Raw genomic sequence first — 14,571 nt, 5'->3', positions numbered from 1 at the left:
CTACTTCGCCGTATACTTGTCGACTGACTGCTGCAGTCGAACTATCTAGCTGAAACTACTGAGAAATTCATGAGCGAAATCGATCGATCCAATCGTTGTAAGGAAATTGCTGAAAGACTGGTCCAACTCAAGGACTCTCTTTGACTACGGTCGCAAGTCCTCTCGCGTCAAAGAGCTCGAAGAATCGATGCTCGCACCCGATTTCTGGAACTCCCAGGAAAGAGCTCAGCAAACGCTTTCTGAGTTGAAATCGTTGCGCAGTGTAGTCACGCCGCTTTCGGAAGCTCTTCAAGCGATTGTCGACGCCGAAGAACTCATTGAGTTGGCCGGCGAGGACGAAGCCATGGCTGCTGAAGTCGATGCGGAATTGCAACGACTTCACGACGCCACCGAACAACTGGAAGTCCAAAGTTTACTCAGCGGTGAACTCGATCATTGTCCAGCTATCCTGAGTGTGCATGCACGCGACGGCGGTATCGATGCAAATGATTGGGCCGAAATGCTACTGGGCATGTACCTCAGTTGGGCAAAATCCAATGGCTACGAAGTAGAACTGCTGGATCGCGCCGACAATGAAGAGGCAGGAATCACGCAAGCAACCATCGCCATCCGAGGCCCCTCCGCATTTGGTTACCTAAAAGGCGAGGAAGGTACACATCGATTAGTTCGTATCAGTCCGTTTAATGCGGAAGGCAAACGCCAAACTAGTTTTGCCGCAGTTGACGTTTCGCCCGAAGTTGGGGATTCAGCCGAAGTCGAAATCCTAGACAAGGATGTTCGCGAAGACACCTATCGCGCAAGCGGTGCCGGCGGTCAGCATGTGAACAAAACCGACAGCGCAGTTCGTTTGACGCATATTCCAACCGGGATTGTAGCTGCTTGTCAAACCGAACGCAGCCAACACCAGAATCGAGCTCAAGCTTGGAAAATGTTGCGTGCTCGACTAGCTAGAGTGGAAGTGGACAAGCGGGAGGCGGAGAAAGATGCGAAATATAAAACGAAAGCTCGTGTCGGATTCGGCTCGCAAATTCGTAACTATTTCTTGCATCCTGACCAGCGAGTGAAAGACGCTCGTACTGGCCATTTGGTGGGCAGCTTTCACGCCGTCTTAGATGGTGAGATTCAAGGATTCCTGGATGCCTACCTACGATGGCGCATGAAGTCCGATGGCTCAGTCGCCGAACCAGATGAAGATTAAAATAGAATATTCCAAATGAACGCAGAACAAGTGCAAGTAGACTTTCGAAATGAACTGACAGTCCGTTCCACCCCCATTGTTGTCCGTGGCTATTGGCTACCGGACCGATTTGGCCATAGCATTTTTGCCCAACAACCAGACGGGAGTGAGATTGAGATCCTACGAAGCGTCGAAGGCGATCCTTCGCAAGACATCCCGCCCAGCGGTCCAATGCAAGAATTGGTTGCGGAAGTTGCTAGTGTGGGCAAGGCGCCGGTGCTGATGGGATTAGGCTCTGCCGGCAAATCTACTTGGTCTTGTGCGATCGAAGGCGATGCCACGATCGAATCCGTCGCGTTTGATTTCGCTTGCAAAACTCGCTCGCTGGAACGCTTCGGTTCGACGTATCGACTTACGGAAAACTGCCGCTGCCTACAGAGCAGCGACCATATGGTTGAACTGGAGATTCAAGGGGCACCAGGTATTTGCTTGCGTAGTTTCGGACAATCCAAAATTGAGTTTCAATCAGCGGAAAAACTAGTAAGCATAGTTGCGCCCGTACCCGTTGCAGATGCACCCGCGAATCAGAAATCGCAACGCCGCTGGCGGTATGTGGTTGGACTCAAATCGAGCTTAGTCTTTGCTAGCGATCTCAATACCGATTCATAAGCTCTTGCAGTGCTAGCTTGATTTTTAGTACGGTCACCATTGATCGTTACGACTCAAGTTATCCAAAGCTTACCTATGTTAACCTGCAAACGCTCCATGAACCGCTGGCCGCTGATCGGGCTTGGCATCATTGTCATGATTGCGGCAGCAGCAGGGGCACCGCCCAGCAGTCGGGCGGACGAATCGGTAGTGCCTACTTACCAACAGTTGCTGAACCTGTATCTACAGCGAGAGTATGGACAAGTGATTGCAATGGTAGAATCACTGCCTATGCAATCGCAACCGTCAACCAGCGACCTGCAAAGTATCTATTTGGCAGCCGAGTCATTCTATGCGATGGGGAATGAAGGCAAGGCGCAAAAGTATTTCGAGTTTTGGTTGGCTCATGTGGCAAACTCCCAGGATGCCTCGCTAGGAAAGTTGCGTCCCTATTGCCGATTTCGCTTGGCTCAAATCCATGCTCATGCGGCTCAATCAAACGAAGCGATTCAGTCTCTGCGAGAGCTCTTAGCCAGTGAAATCCCGCAGCCATTGCGAGCTTCCACCAAGCTCCAGCTCGCTTGGATACTCGCTGAAACCAACCCTGATTTCGTAGAAGCGAAGGCGTTGTGCGAAAGCTCGATCCAAGATTCGCAGATGAACTCCCACGACTACTTGTCTGCATTGTTGCTTAAAGCGACTTTATTGCAGAAGGAAAAACAGTTGGATTCTGCGGCAGCGTTGCTGAATGATCTTCGTCAACGAAGCGCGAACGTGAGTACTTTAAGTGAACTGTCCTATAAAGCGACCGTGATTTTATTGCAGATCCAGAACGCACAAGGAGGCGAAGCGTTATCCGCTGGGCTCGTTGCGGAACTCAAAGCGATGAATCCCCCTAGCCAGCGACTGTTGGAGCTAGCCAAGCTGGAAACTATCGTCGCGGAACTGAAGCATACGGTTGCCGAATCGCTAGTGAGCGAGTTGGCGGTGCTGGGACAAACGGCAATGGATGCCCAAGTCCGTCAGCGTGCTCTCATCCATTATGTTCGCTTGCCTGATGAATATGTGGACAATCGTCAGCGAGCGAAGGCATGCTCCAAGCTACTGGAAGGGCCTCAACTGCCGACGGATTTACATTCCGAAGTAGCATTTCGCTGGGCGAAGTCGACAATTGACAGTGGAGATGCCGCACAAGGTGTCGAAATGCTTCAAAAAACGGTCAGCGTCTTGTCACTCACCGACCGCTGGCGAGCTCCGTCCGTTTTACTGCTGGCAGAAGGCAGTTACCAGTTGGAAAAATTCGAGTTAGCTCGTGAATCTTTTGCCAAAATCTTAGCCAGCCGTGAATTGTCCGAAACCCCAGAGATCCGATACCTAAGCACGCTGCGACTGGGCGAGATTGCCGCAATTGAAAATGATTGGTCCATCGCCGATCAGTTTGCAAGCGATCTGCGGGCAGCAACCGACGACTTCCAGTATGCAGCGGCGTCCAACTATCTGTTTGGTCGTATCGCAGTAGCGAAAGGCGAATTGGAAGCAGCCCGCAAGCTACTGGCGGCCGCGATCCAGGCAGCATCCAATGATGAAAATGAGATTGCTGCTCGAGCTCAATGGCTGATCGGCGAAACATACTTCCTGCAGAGAAACTATCCCCTCGCGATTCAAAACTATGAAGCTGTCTTGCAATATAAAGACCAGACGCAATGGTGCGCAGTTTCGCAATTGCAATCAGCAAAATGTCACGAGATGCTTGGGGATTGGTCACTTGCTATCACGACTTATCAACGTTTGCTCGCAGATTACCCAACGTCTATTCATGTGGACGAAGCAGATCAAAGATTACGCCAGGCTAGTGAGACTCAATCCGTCCGCGTCGCGGAGACGCAACCAAATGGCACACGCTAGCTTTAGCAATTTTGGAAGTAACCGAATAGTTTTGATATACGGTGCAATTGCTAACGCGGAATCGTCGATAGATAGATATGCTCCGCTCGTTACATTGTGTTTCAATGCATTTCCTCGAACCCAAACCCATGTTCTCCCTAATGCATGCCATCCGAGCTTTACTCGTCGGTATACTTCTCGCGATGATCGCTGAGCCGGTGGCCTTTGCGCAGTACCCGCAGTTTAACAGCCAGGGACAGCAGCAGCCTCCTGCCTTCAATCCAAATGCTCGCATCGCTTCGTTGCCCAACGCGAATGCGAGCTCCGGCGTTGGCGGAGCTCCATTAGCTCCCGAACCCTCCACGGCATCGATCCAAGCGGAAGCGGGCGAAGAAACTAGCAGCAAAATCCCAACGCGGAGTTTGTTGCAGATTTTTCATGACGGAGGTTGGATGATGTATCCGATTGCACTCTGTTCCTTTGTTGTCACGGTATTCTCCTTTGAACGCTTGCTGTATCTGCGTGGCGGGCGTGTGATCCCAAGACCTTTTGTGCGTCGTTTGATCGAAATGCTCGAGCAACAACAGATTGATCGTGAAGAAGCTTTAGAACTGTGCCAAAAGAACCCGAGCCCCATTGCCGAGATTATTTCCGCTGCGATCCGTCGATATGGGCGACCGGCAGTGGATGTAGAGCAAGCGGTGATGGACACCGGTGAACGCGTTACGTTATCGCTGCGAAAACACTTACGTTTGCTATCGGCAGTCAGCAACGTGTGTCCACTTCTAGGCTTGCTAGGCACTGTCCTGGGGATGATTGAAGCGTTCAACGAGATTTCAGGCGCCAATGCGATGGGCCGTCCAGAGCTTCTGGCTGGCGGCATTTCACAAGCTTTGCTGACTACGGCTAGCGGACTTTTTGTCGCGATCCCTGCGTACATCGCTTACATGTTTTTCACGGGGCGAGTTGACCGACTTTTGTTGGAGATGGATGGCTATGCGCAACAAGTCGTGGATACCATCAGTGCGGAAGGTTTAGCGGAGATTGAATCGAATCGTCCAAGGTCGCGGACTCGCAAAGCGGCTTAGTACATGTTCCACGTTCATTGGGAGTAATGGATCATGCTTGTTAAATCAAGAGACGATGAAGCGCCGACGATCAATTTGACCAGTATGATCGATGTCCTCTTTTTGTTGATCATCTTCTTCATGGTGGGAACTCGTTTCAACGAATCGGAGCGACAAATTAATTTAAACTTGCCGCGAGCCAATGCTGCCGCAGCAATGATTCCCGGTCCGCGAAACCGGGTGGTCACTATTACGCAGGCTGGCGAGGTTGCGATCGATAGCCGTACAGTGTCTCTATCACAATTGACCGAGGAACTGCGTCGAGCAGTCAGTCAGTACCCGGATACCGGCGTCGACGTCCGCGGAGACGGAAATGTTCCGTTGCAAAAATTCACTGATGTCGCAGATGCTATCAGTGCGGCGGGCGTGACGAAGTTGATGATCATCACGGCGCAAAGCCAAATGCCAGCGCGAAGGTAACGAGGGGTTTATGGACGTTTGTCTGGCTCCCTTAACGGTTCTACTCTGCTGCACCTCGGCGATGGTATCGAATCTGCTTCCGCTGGCCGCTTTTAACCACGGTTCGAAACTGTGGGCAGTAGTGCTTGGGATCGTGTTTGCCATGATTGCGATTTCGTTAGCCATCGCTTCATGGACCAAGTGGGGGCAGAGTAAACCGCTGACAAAATGCGTTGCACTTGCGGTTTTGGCGCACGTTTGGTTGCTGATGTACGCTTATGGAACCCGAGTCATCCATCCCGGCAATGGTGAAGGATCGGGTCCTCCTTCAACGAATCAATCCCCCGTAACTTTTCAAGTCTTGGCGTCGACTCCTGCCCAACAAGAAAAGCAAGAAGCGGACAAGCTATTTCCAGAACAAGTCACTGCACCGCAGTGGGCCAAGCCGATTGTAGCTCCGGTACCACTTGAGATTCCAGATGTCTTGGCCGACGAACTCTCGTTGCCGATCCATACAGAGCTTGCCGAAGTTCGACTGCAAGTACCGCCGGAATTCCTAGCGCCTTTAAGTGAACCCATCGTACCTCAGCGGACTGATGCTACGGCTACGAAAATACAGCCAGAGCAAATGCCAGACGTACTGCCACCAATACCTGGTGACATTCCGGTGGAAAAGAGGACGACTGCTGGGAGCTCGGAACAAACGGATGCACCGGCAATTTCGTTTAACAAGGCCGCTTTACTTGATGAGCCTCGCGGGGGACCAGCGACGCTAGTCAGCCGATCGACCGATGACAACCTGTCGTCGAATTTCAAACAGTTACAGCCTAGCACGGCACCCGAACAGCAACTCTCCAGTGAGATTTATCAGCTAAGGTTTTCGCCAATGCGGTCGCAACTAGCGATGGCCAACGGCGGCGATGCCTCATCGGAAGCGGCGGTCAGTGCTGCGTTGGCCTATCTAGCTCGAAAGCAGCAGTCTGATGGAAGTTGGAGTGCTGCGTTGAGTGGTGCTGGACGCGAAACGGGAGCCCTCAATGAGAATCGTTATGGAACAGGAGGCAAGGCGGACACTGCAATTACAGGGCTGGCGTTGCTTGCGTTCCTTGGAGATGGGCACACGTACCAAACGGGCACTTATCGCGCGAATGTAATTGCTGGACTGGAATACCTATTGGCGTCGCAAATGCCTTCGGGTGATTTGGCTGGCCCTAAGCAGGTTGGTAATCAGCCCGACGTGCGTTACGCGAGAATGTACTCGCATGGGATTGCACTTTTAGCTTTAGCCGAAGCGTACGCAATCACATCGGACAGCAGATTGCATGATGCGGTTTATCGCGGTTGTAGCTACACGTTGCAAGCACAGAACCCACAGACTGGTGGATGGCGTTACGATGCGAAGTACACTGGAGATCCAGGTGATCTCAGTCAGTTTGGTTGGCAAGCACTTGCGTTGCAATCCTGCAGGAGAGGTGGATTGCAGTTGCCCGGTAACACGCTTGAGAGCATGCATCGATTTTTGGATAGTGTAGCGGTGGGTCCCAATCGAGGACTGGCGGTGTATCGTCCAATTCCGGGACAGACGCCAACGCCTGCGATGACCGCCGAAGCATTTGCTTCTCGAAAGTTACTGGGTAGAGCTTGGAACGTAGCGGCGCAGCGGGAAGCGACGGAAATGTTGCTAGCCAATTTACCTGGACAGAGCGAAGAGAATTTCTACTATTTTTATTACGCTACGCTGGCGATGTTCCAACAGCAGGGAGATGCTTGGCTTCGTTGGAATGCAGCGCTCAAGCCGCATCTGGTAAGCACTCAGCAGTCAACTGGTCCAGAAGCGGGCTCATGGGATCCGACTTGTGTTTGGGGTGGTTACGGCGGCCGCATCTATTCAACTGCGATGGGCGCTATGTGCCTTGAGGTGTATTACCGATATCTGCCAATGTATGCTAACTTGCGTTAGTGCTGGACACCTTCGCCATAAGCGACTTTCGAATACGTTACGGGGGACCGATGACCGATTATGACAATCCTTGGAAAGAGGCGTTAGACGCCTACTTCCGTCCTTTCCTAGAGCTCTGCTTTCCGGCACTGGCTTCGCAGATCGATTGGTCGGTGGAACCAAAAATGCTGGACAAAGAGTTGTTGCAGATTGCACCGCAAAGTGAACTTGGCGTCCGAACAGTAGACAAGTTAGTAGAAGTCCAGTTACTAACAGATTCTGTGGCATGGCTACTAATCCATTTGGAAGTGCAAAGCCAGCGAGATACCGAATTTGCCAACCGCATGTTTGTCTATTTCTATCGAATTCGAGACAAGTATAACAAGCGAGTCGTGAGCTTAGCTGTGCTCGGTGACGTCGATTCAAACTGGCGTCCGTCCGGATTTAAAGAGTCGAATTTTAGGTGCGAGATTGATTTTCGGTTCCCAATCGTAAAACTATTAGATTATGAAGACAAAGTCGACACGCTACAGAACTCGCCTAATCCGTTTGCTGTGGTCATCGTCGCCCATTTGGTGACGATGCGAACCGCTGGCGACTTGGAGGATCGCTGCAAATGGAAATTGCGACTACTGCGACCGCTGTACGAGCAAGGATTTTCCGCAAGCGATGTCCGCATGCTGTTTCGTGTGATAGACTGGATGATGCGTTTGCCGGACGACCTGGAACTTGATTTTCGTCACAAACTAGAGCAATATGAGCAGGAGAAAAGTATGCCTTACATTACTTCTATCGAGCGCTTAGCGAAGGCAGAAGGCCGCGAAGAGGGCCGCGAAGAGGGCCGCGAAGAGGGCCGCGAGGAGGGCCGCGAGGAGGGCCGCGAGGAGGGCCGCGAGGAGGGCCTGTTGGCTGGGAAAATCCAGACCCTTCAGCGAGTGTTGAACCTCCCGGTGGATAGTGAGCAATCGCTGTTAAACCAACCGGTCCAGCAGCTTGTGCAAAGGCTCAGCGAGCTTCAGGAACTCTTCGATTCATCCAGGTAAGCTGAACCGCGCGTCCGGCACAAGGCACGCGGTTCAACCGTGGACTAGTCATGCTGCTCTAGGCTGGTGTTTGCTCTGCCGCGTATTCTTTCTTCGGCCAGAACAATGCGATGAAAGCTGCCAGTGCAACGAACAGCATGACGCTGGGCATGATCCAAAAACGATACCAGTCTGTGACGCCAGCTTCGTCTTGGTAGCGACTGTTCAAGTAGCCGCAGAACAGTGTTCCTAGCCAAGTGCCTAGACCGTACACCAAGAAGCCAAGCAGAGCTTGTGCGCTCGCCTTGAGGTCGCTAGGTGCAGATCGGTCTGCATGGATGAAGCCGCTAGCAAAAAAGAAGTCAAAACAAAATCCGTGCACGGCAACGCCGATGTATACCATGGCTAACGGAAATCCTGCAGGTCCACCGTTGGCAAACAAAAAGTAGCGTAAGGCCCAGCAGAACAGGCCGATGGTCATAACAATCTTGAGACCAAACTTTTTCAAAAAGAAGGGCAGCAACACTAGTAAGAAAAGTTCGACACCCTGCCCAATCGCGAGCGTAGATCCGACGTTTTCAATCTTCGCTCCCTTAGCCAAAAAATCACCGGCGGAATTGAAATACATGCCCATGGCGATCGCAGCGACCAAGGTCACTACGAAGAACACCGCGTAGGAGAAGTCCTTGAGCATTCCCACTGATCGCAAAAAGTCAGCCGCGACTGCGCCGGTTCCTGTGGGTGGCGTCTTTGGCAATGCGACGAGGCAGTAGATGGCAAAAACCAGCGATAGCACCGCCGCTTGCAATAAAGGCCCGTTGCCACCAATCGTATTGGAAATCTGCTCGCCAGACCTGCCCAGCGTGGTACCTGGAAAAATACGATCAATAGACAGACCAGCGCAAATCCAGCCGATTGTCCCCAGCACACGCAAGCCTGGAAAATCCCGAGCCCCGTCGGGGACATTTCGAAAGGCTAGCGAATTGACCACAGCCAGGGTTGGATTGAAAAACAGCGAGTAGCATAGGGTTATCACAAACAGCAAATTGTACTGCGCTGGGTCTGTTACCTGGCTCATGGCCAGCAGCAATCCTGCGCCGACAAAGTGGCAGATAGCCATGAGTCGTTCGCTGTTAATGAGTCGATCTGCGATATAACCCGCAAAGAGCGTCGAAATCATGGCTCCCAAGAATATGTTCGCATTGATGGAAGTCGCTTGTGCCGGCGTGAACCCCTTTTCGATTAAAAACGGGTAGTACACGATGACCCATGAGCCCCAAATCGCGAACTGCAGGAACATCATGATGGAAAGCACGATGCGATAAGGCATCGATAGTGGCGGCGCGGAGCTATTGGAAGCGGTTGCTTGCATAAGGCGGGGTTCCGAAAGGGGGGCGAGATTCGATCTATTTTTCCTGGCTCTATTTTGCAAACAGCCCCTTGGCGAGCTGGAGAAAATGGCTTTTCTGCTCGCAAAAGTCTGGAAGCGTCTCGGATTATACTGATCAATAGCCAGCGTAGGGGTAGGGCAGCCTAAAATCCGCTTTGAATTTGCTAGGGTCAGCCAGCTTCCAATAGCCTATAAGGAAAAATCCAGATTGCCGTTGCTTTCCTGGCGGAATTCGATAAGCTTGTCGGCTTCATAAACTAAGATTTAGCCTGTTTTACTTAGAGTTTTTAAATCGAAGATGAGTTCAGTCACTGCCAGTAAGCAAGAAATTATTGAGAAGTTTCGTCAGAACGAAGCCGATAGCGGGTCGCCAGACGTGCAGATCGCTTTGTTGACCACGCGCATCAATATGATGACCGAACACATGCGATCCCATACTAAGGATTATTCAAGCCGTCGTGGCTTGTTGCGTATGGTCAGTCGTCGTCGATCGCTTTTGGATTACGTTCGCAAACATGATCCAAACCGATATCTCGACATTATCGGCCAGTTGAACATCCGTAAGTAGGTTTCAGCTCAGGCGGTTCTGCGTCTGTTTCGATTGGGCTTGGAAGCTAGCTCAGTCTTGGTTTCTTGATGTGGTAGTGTGTGCTGGCGTCTTTTGTTGTTGACGCCAAGGTGTGTTTTGCTGTTCGTCTTGTAGGGATTGCCGCGTGTATTTGAGTCTTCTACTCGTCGCGGAAAGTTTATTGTGTGACTGATGGCAAGTGTTACCTTTGCTCACTCATCGCCCCATCAATCAAAGTCCAAGGGACTTTGCTTTATAAGTTTCTCTTCTCTTTTTTGGCTCGGCCGGCGACCGGTCCAAATTCATTTCGTTCGCTTGTTGTGTTTTGTTGTTTTGGACGCATCTGCACTGTGCTGCATTTGCAAACTTCGCGAGTCTGGCGGATATTTCTGCATCTGAATTTTGATGCATGCGGCTCGCATATTGTTAGGACTTTTGAAAGTTAGGAATTGGGTAAATCGTGAGATACGTAGTAGAAAAGAAAATTGGCGGAAATGTCTTGACCTTGTCCACAGGACAATACGCAAAACAAGCAGAAAGCTGCGTGGTAGTTCAGTATGGCGAAACGGTTGTCTTGACCGCCGTCGCCAATTCGGCCTCCCGGCCAGGGACCGACTTCCTCCCTATGACCTGCGATTACCGCGAGCGTATGGCTGCGGCAGGCAAATTCCCAGGTGGCTTCATCAAACGTGAAGGCCGTCCCACCAACAAGGAAATCTTGACCAGTCGCTTGATCGACCGGCCTCTACGACCATTGTTTCCGAACGGCTTCTTTGAAGAAGTCCAGATCCAAAGCATGGTCATGAGCAGCGACCTCCAAAATGACGGCGACGTACTGGCCATGAACGGTGCGGCAACCGCTTTATTGATCAGCAGCCTGCCTTTCCAAGGCCCTATTGCGTCGGTTCGTATCGGGCGTGTCAACGGCGAACTGCTGCCGTTCCCAACCGACGCACAATTGGAAGAATCCGACCTCGACATGATCGTTTCGGGGAACCAAAAAGAAGTCGTCATGATCGAAGGCTTCGGCCAAGAGATTCCCGAAGCGGAAATGTTGGACGCCATTCTTTTTGCTCAAAATGTCATCCGTGAAATTATCGATCTGCAGCTAGAGTTGGCCCAGAAAGCCCAAAAGCCTAAACGAGATTTTGTGGCAATTGACGACTCGGGACTGATGTCGCAAATGTGCGAACGCTACTACGAGGAAATGAAGTCCGCCAAACTAACCGAAGGCAAGCACGCTCGAGCCGATGCGGTGCGAGCCCTCCGCGACAAAGCAAAATCGGAACTCATTCCCGATCCAGCAGCCGAAGGCGCTTTGACTTCCGATACATTCCATCGCGTTTATCACGCCTTGGAAGAAAAAGTGGTCCGCGACCTAATTCTTGCGGGCATGCGAGCCGACGGTCGTGACAGCAAATCACTGCGTGCCATCGACTGCGAAACAGACTTGCTGCCACGTACGCACGGAACTGCACTGTTCCAACGTGGTGAAACACAAGCCTTCGTCACAGTAACGCTAGGTACCACGCGTGATGAGCAACGGATCGATGGCCTCATCGAAGAGTACAGCAAGAAGTTCATGCTGGACTACAACTTCCCATCGTTCTCGGTGGGTGAATGCAAGCCGATTCGCGGACCAGGCCGTCGCGAAATTGGTCATGGTGCCCTTGCCGAACGTTCGCTTGAACCCGTCATTCCAGACGGCGATACTTTCCCTTATACCATTCGCATCATCAGCGACATCCTGGAAAGCAATGGATCATCCTCGATGGCCAGCGTTTGCGGTGGTTGCTTGGCGTTGATGGCCGCCGGTGTTCCGATCACCAACCCTGTCGCAGGCATCAGCATCGGTTTGGTTCGCGAAAGATCAGACGGCAACGATCGTTATACGCTGCTGACCGATATCCTGGGTGATGAAGATCACTTTGGTGACATGGACTTCAAGATCTCTGGAACGCAAAACGGGATCACTGGCATTCAATTGGATCTAAAGATCGACGGTATTAGTGAAGAGATCATCCGCACAACGTTGAAGCAAGCTCGTGAAGCACGCATGGAAATCTTGCGTAAGATGTTGACTTGCATTCCACGTCCTCGGACTGAGATTTCGCGATACGCACCTCGCCTACTGCGAACAAAAATTGACCCAGAAAAGATTGGCTTGCTGATCGGTCCTGGCGGCAAGAACATTCGCGCCATTCAGGAAGGCACTGGAGCGACGATTGACGTCGAGGATGACGGCACCGTCACCGTGGCTAGCGTCGACCGCGATTCGGCTCACGAAGCACTTCGTCGTGTTGAAGCTTGCACCGCAACGGTCCAAATCGGCAAGATCTATGATGGTACTGTGACCAGCGTTCGCGACTTCGGCGCATTCGTTGAAATCCTTCCAGGTCGAGACGGGCTTTGCCACATCAGCGAACTGTCCAGCGGCTTTGTCCAAAATGTTGATAGCGTCTGCAAGGTCGGTGATACGATGAAAGTTTTGGTCATCGACATCGACGATCATGACCGCGTGAAGTTGTCGCGTCGCCGAGCTCTAGAAGAATTGGGCCTGGAAGATGAACTTGCGGCCGTAGCCGTGGGTGCTGCGGACGACGAAGAATTTGAAGGCGACGTCGAAGGCGAAGAAGGCGGCGGCGAGCGTGGTGCGGGTTACTATGACCGCGGCGGTCGTGAAGGCGGCCCAAGCAGTTCCGGTGGCGATCGCGAGCCACGCGGCAACTATCGCAACCGACGTGGTGGCGGCGGCGGGAGTGACCGCAGCAGTGGTGGCGGTGGCGGTCGTCGCGGTGGTGGCGGCGGCGGCGGCGGCGGTGATCGCAGCGGCGGCGGACGCGGAAACTACCGCCGATAATATCGCGACAACTTGTCAAGCTAAAAATTTTTAGACCCAGCGAGCCCAATTGAGTTCGCTGGGTCTTTTTTGTATCGTTATGTTGTATCCAACCGTAAATTTATCCCAGTGAAAGCATCCTATGTCAGAGAACGCACTCCCGTCTACAAATGAATTAGTTGCGGATGCTTTACGAAACGATCCTCGCATTCAAGAAGCCAAACGATTGCTGGTTGAAGCGGTCCAAGAACACAGTTCCAAGCTCAATGCGATATCAGCCTCCAAACCTTCGCTGAAACACAAATACAAACAACTATTGGACGATCTGGCTACTGGCCGAGGGGGGGCGACTTTCTTTCCATACTTGTCTAGTGGACTAGGTAATGGCCCGTTTGTTGAACTAGCTGATGGAAGTGTCAAATTGGACTTCATCGTCGGTATTGGCGTGCATGGCATGGGGCATTCTCATCCTGCCAACGTTGCCGCAACCGTGGACGCTGCCATTGAAGACACTGTGATGCAAGGCAATTTGCAGCAATCCACACCCACAGTCAGCATGATCAAGGAACTATTGAAACTAGCGAAACCGGAGCAATCAGAACTGCAGCACGTGTTGTTGACCACTAGCGGAGCGATGGCCAACGAGAATGCTTTGAAGATTGCGTTCCACGCAAGACATCCCGCCAGCCGCGTCATCTGCATCGATAACTGTTTCGCTGGCCGCTCGCTCGCATTAGCAGCGTTAACGGACCGAGCTCCCTATCGGATGGGTTTACCCAAGACGCTTGACGTCGATTACTTGACGATGTTTCATCCCCGCGATCCTGAAGGAACCACAAAGTCTGCGATCGAAGGTTTGAAGCATTTGATCGCACGTTACCCTGGCCAGCACGCTTGTATTTGGATCGAATTGGTTGCTGGCGAAGGCGGATACTATCCGGGCACTAAAGAGTACTTTACGCAGCTTTGCCAAATCTGTCGGCAGAACAATATCTCGATCATCTTTGACGAAGTGCAAACGTTCGGGCGGCTTAGTCAGCCATTTGCCTTTCAGCACTTCGAACTGGAGAAGTACGCGGATATCGTAACCATTGGTAAGATCACGCAGTTATGCGCGACGCTGTATCGAACTGGTTTAAAACCTAAGGGCCCGATTCTATCGCAGACCTTTACCGCATCGTCCGCATCGATCCATGCAGGCCTAGCAGCTCTGCGCGAAATGCAAAGCAAAGACTGTTTTGGCCCCAAAGGTTGGAACATGCGGCGTCATCAGCATTGGGTCAGGCGCATGGAGGAACTGAAGGCCAAGCATCCAGGCAAAATTTCTGGCCCTTATGGTGAAGGCATGATGTTGGCATTTACACCCGGTGATGGCGACGCGACCAAGGCGAACGATTTGACATTAAAATTGTTTGAGCTTGGATTGATGGGCTTTTTAGCCGGCAGCGATCCAACTCGCTTGCGTTTCTTGCCTTCGCCCGCAGTCGTCACCGAAGATCAAATCGACATGGCAGTCGAAATTATTGAGAAGGCGATATAACGGTGCTACTCTCTAGATGGGCACGTTAAACGAACGTC

Annotated in this window: 11 protein-coding genes; 10 read left to right on the top strand and 1 reads right to left on the bottom strand. The window is 51.9% G+C overall.

Features of this window, described 5'->3' with window-relative positions:
- Nucleotides 1–69 precede the first annotated feature (69 nt).
- The 7 genes from prfB (at nucleotide 70) to SH302x_RS07605 (ending at nucleotide 8,217) form a co-directional block, all read left to right on the top strand.
- A protein-coding gene (prfB, locus tag SH302x_RS07635; RefSeq protein WP_479368136.1) for a peptide chain release factor 2 occupies nucleotides 70–1,198 on the top strand; the annotation gives its coding sequence in 2 pieces (ribosomal slippage) (nucleotides 70–141 and nucleotides 143–1,198; 1,128 coding nt in all).
- 15 nt (nucleotides 1,199–1,213) lie between these two features.
- Nucleotides 1,214–1,846, top strand: a complete 633-nt coding sequence (locus tag SH302x_RS07630) for a hypothetical protein (protein WP_479368135.1) — start codon at nucleotides 1,214–1,216, stop codon at nucleotides 1,844–1,846.
- Nucleotides 1,847–1,942: 96 nt separating this feature from the next.
- A complete protein-coding gene (locus tag SH302x_RS07625; protein WP_479368134.1) occupies nucleotides 1,943–3,730 on the top strand; it encodes a tetratricopeptide repeat protein in 1,788 nt (595 codons plus the stop codon).
- Nucleotides 3,731–3,858: 128 nt separating this feature from the next.
- Nucleotides 3,859–4,797, top strand: a complete 939-nt coding sequence (locus SH302x_RS07620) for a MotA/TolQ/ExbB proton channel family protein (protein WP_479368133.1) — start codon at nucleotides 3,859–3,861, stop codon at nucleotides 4,795–4,797.
- Between the two features lie 33 nt (nucleotides 4,798–4,830).
- A complete protein-coding gene (locus tag SH302x_RS07615; protein ID WP_479368132.1) occupies nucleotides 4,831–5,256 on the top strand; it encodes an ExbD/TolR family protein in 426 nt (141 codons plus the stop codon).
- Between the two features lie 10 nt (nucleotides 5,257–5,266).
- The gene (locus tag SH302x_RS07610; RefSeq protein WP_479368131.1) at nucleotides 5,267–7,195 is read left to right on the top strand and encodes a prenyltransferase/squalene oxidase repeat-containing protein; all 1,929 of its coding nucleotides are present in this window, start codon (nucleotides 5,267–5,269) and stop codon (nucleotides 7,193–7,195) included.
- A 50-nt stretch (nucleotides 7,196–7,245) separates the two neighbouring features.
- Nucleotides 7,246–8,217 carry an RpnC/YadD family protein gene (locus SH302x_RS07605; RefSeq protein ID WP_479368130.1) on the top strand — a complete coding sequence of 324 codons (972 nt, stop codon included), beginning with the start codon at nucleotides 7,246–7,248 and terminating at the stop codon, nucleotides 8,215–8,217.
- A gap of 58 nt (nucleotides 8,218–8,275) precedes the next feature.
- On the opposite strand, the gene SH302x_RS07600 is transcribed toward SH302x_RS07605, so the two are convergent.
- Nucleotides 8,276–9,568, bottom strand: a complete 1,293-nt coding sequence (locus SH302x_RS07600) for an MFS transporter (RefSeq protein ID WP_479368129.1) — start codon at nucleotides 9,566–9,568, stop codon at nucleotides 8,276–8,278.
- Between the two features lie 316 nt (nucleotides 9,569–9,884).
- On the opposite strand from SH302x_RS07600, the gene rpsO reads away from it, so the two are divergent.
- The 3 genes from rpsO (at nucleotide 9,885) to SH302x_RS07585 (ending at nucleotide 14,533) form a co-directional block, all read left to right on the top strand.
- Nucleotides 9,885–10,154: a 30S ribosomal protein S15 gene (gene rpsO / locus SH302x_RS07595; protein ID WP_479368128.1), complete on the top strand. Its 270-nt coding sequence runs from the start codon at nucleotides 9,885–9,887 to the stop codon at nucleotides 10,152–10,154.
- A 457-nt stretch (nucleotides 10,155–10,611) separates the two neighbouring features.
- Nucleotides 10,612–13,014: a polyribonucleotide nucleotidyltransferase gene (pnp, locus tag SH302x_RS07590; RefSeq protein WP_479369248.1), complete on the top strand. Its 2,403-nt coding sequence runs from the start codon at nucleotides 10,612–10,614 to the stop codon at nucleotides 13,012–13,014.
- 121 nt (nucleotides 13,015–13,135) lie between these two features.
- Entirely contained in the window at nucleotides 13,136–14,533 is a 1,398-nt protein-coding gene (locus SH302x_RS07585; protein ID WP_479368127.1) for an aminotransferase class III-fold pyridoxal phosphate-dependent enzyme, read from the top strand.
- Nucleotides 14,534–14,571: the final 38 nt, after the last annotated feature.

This window comes from Njordella calcicola, from assembly GCF_056494125.1.
This window is presented reverse-complemented; position numbering and strand designations above follow the sequence as displayed.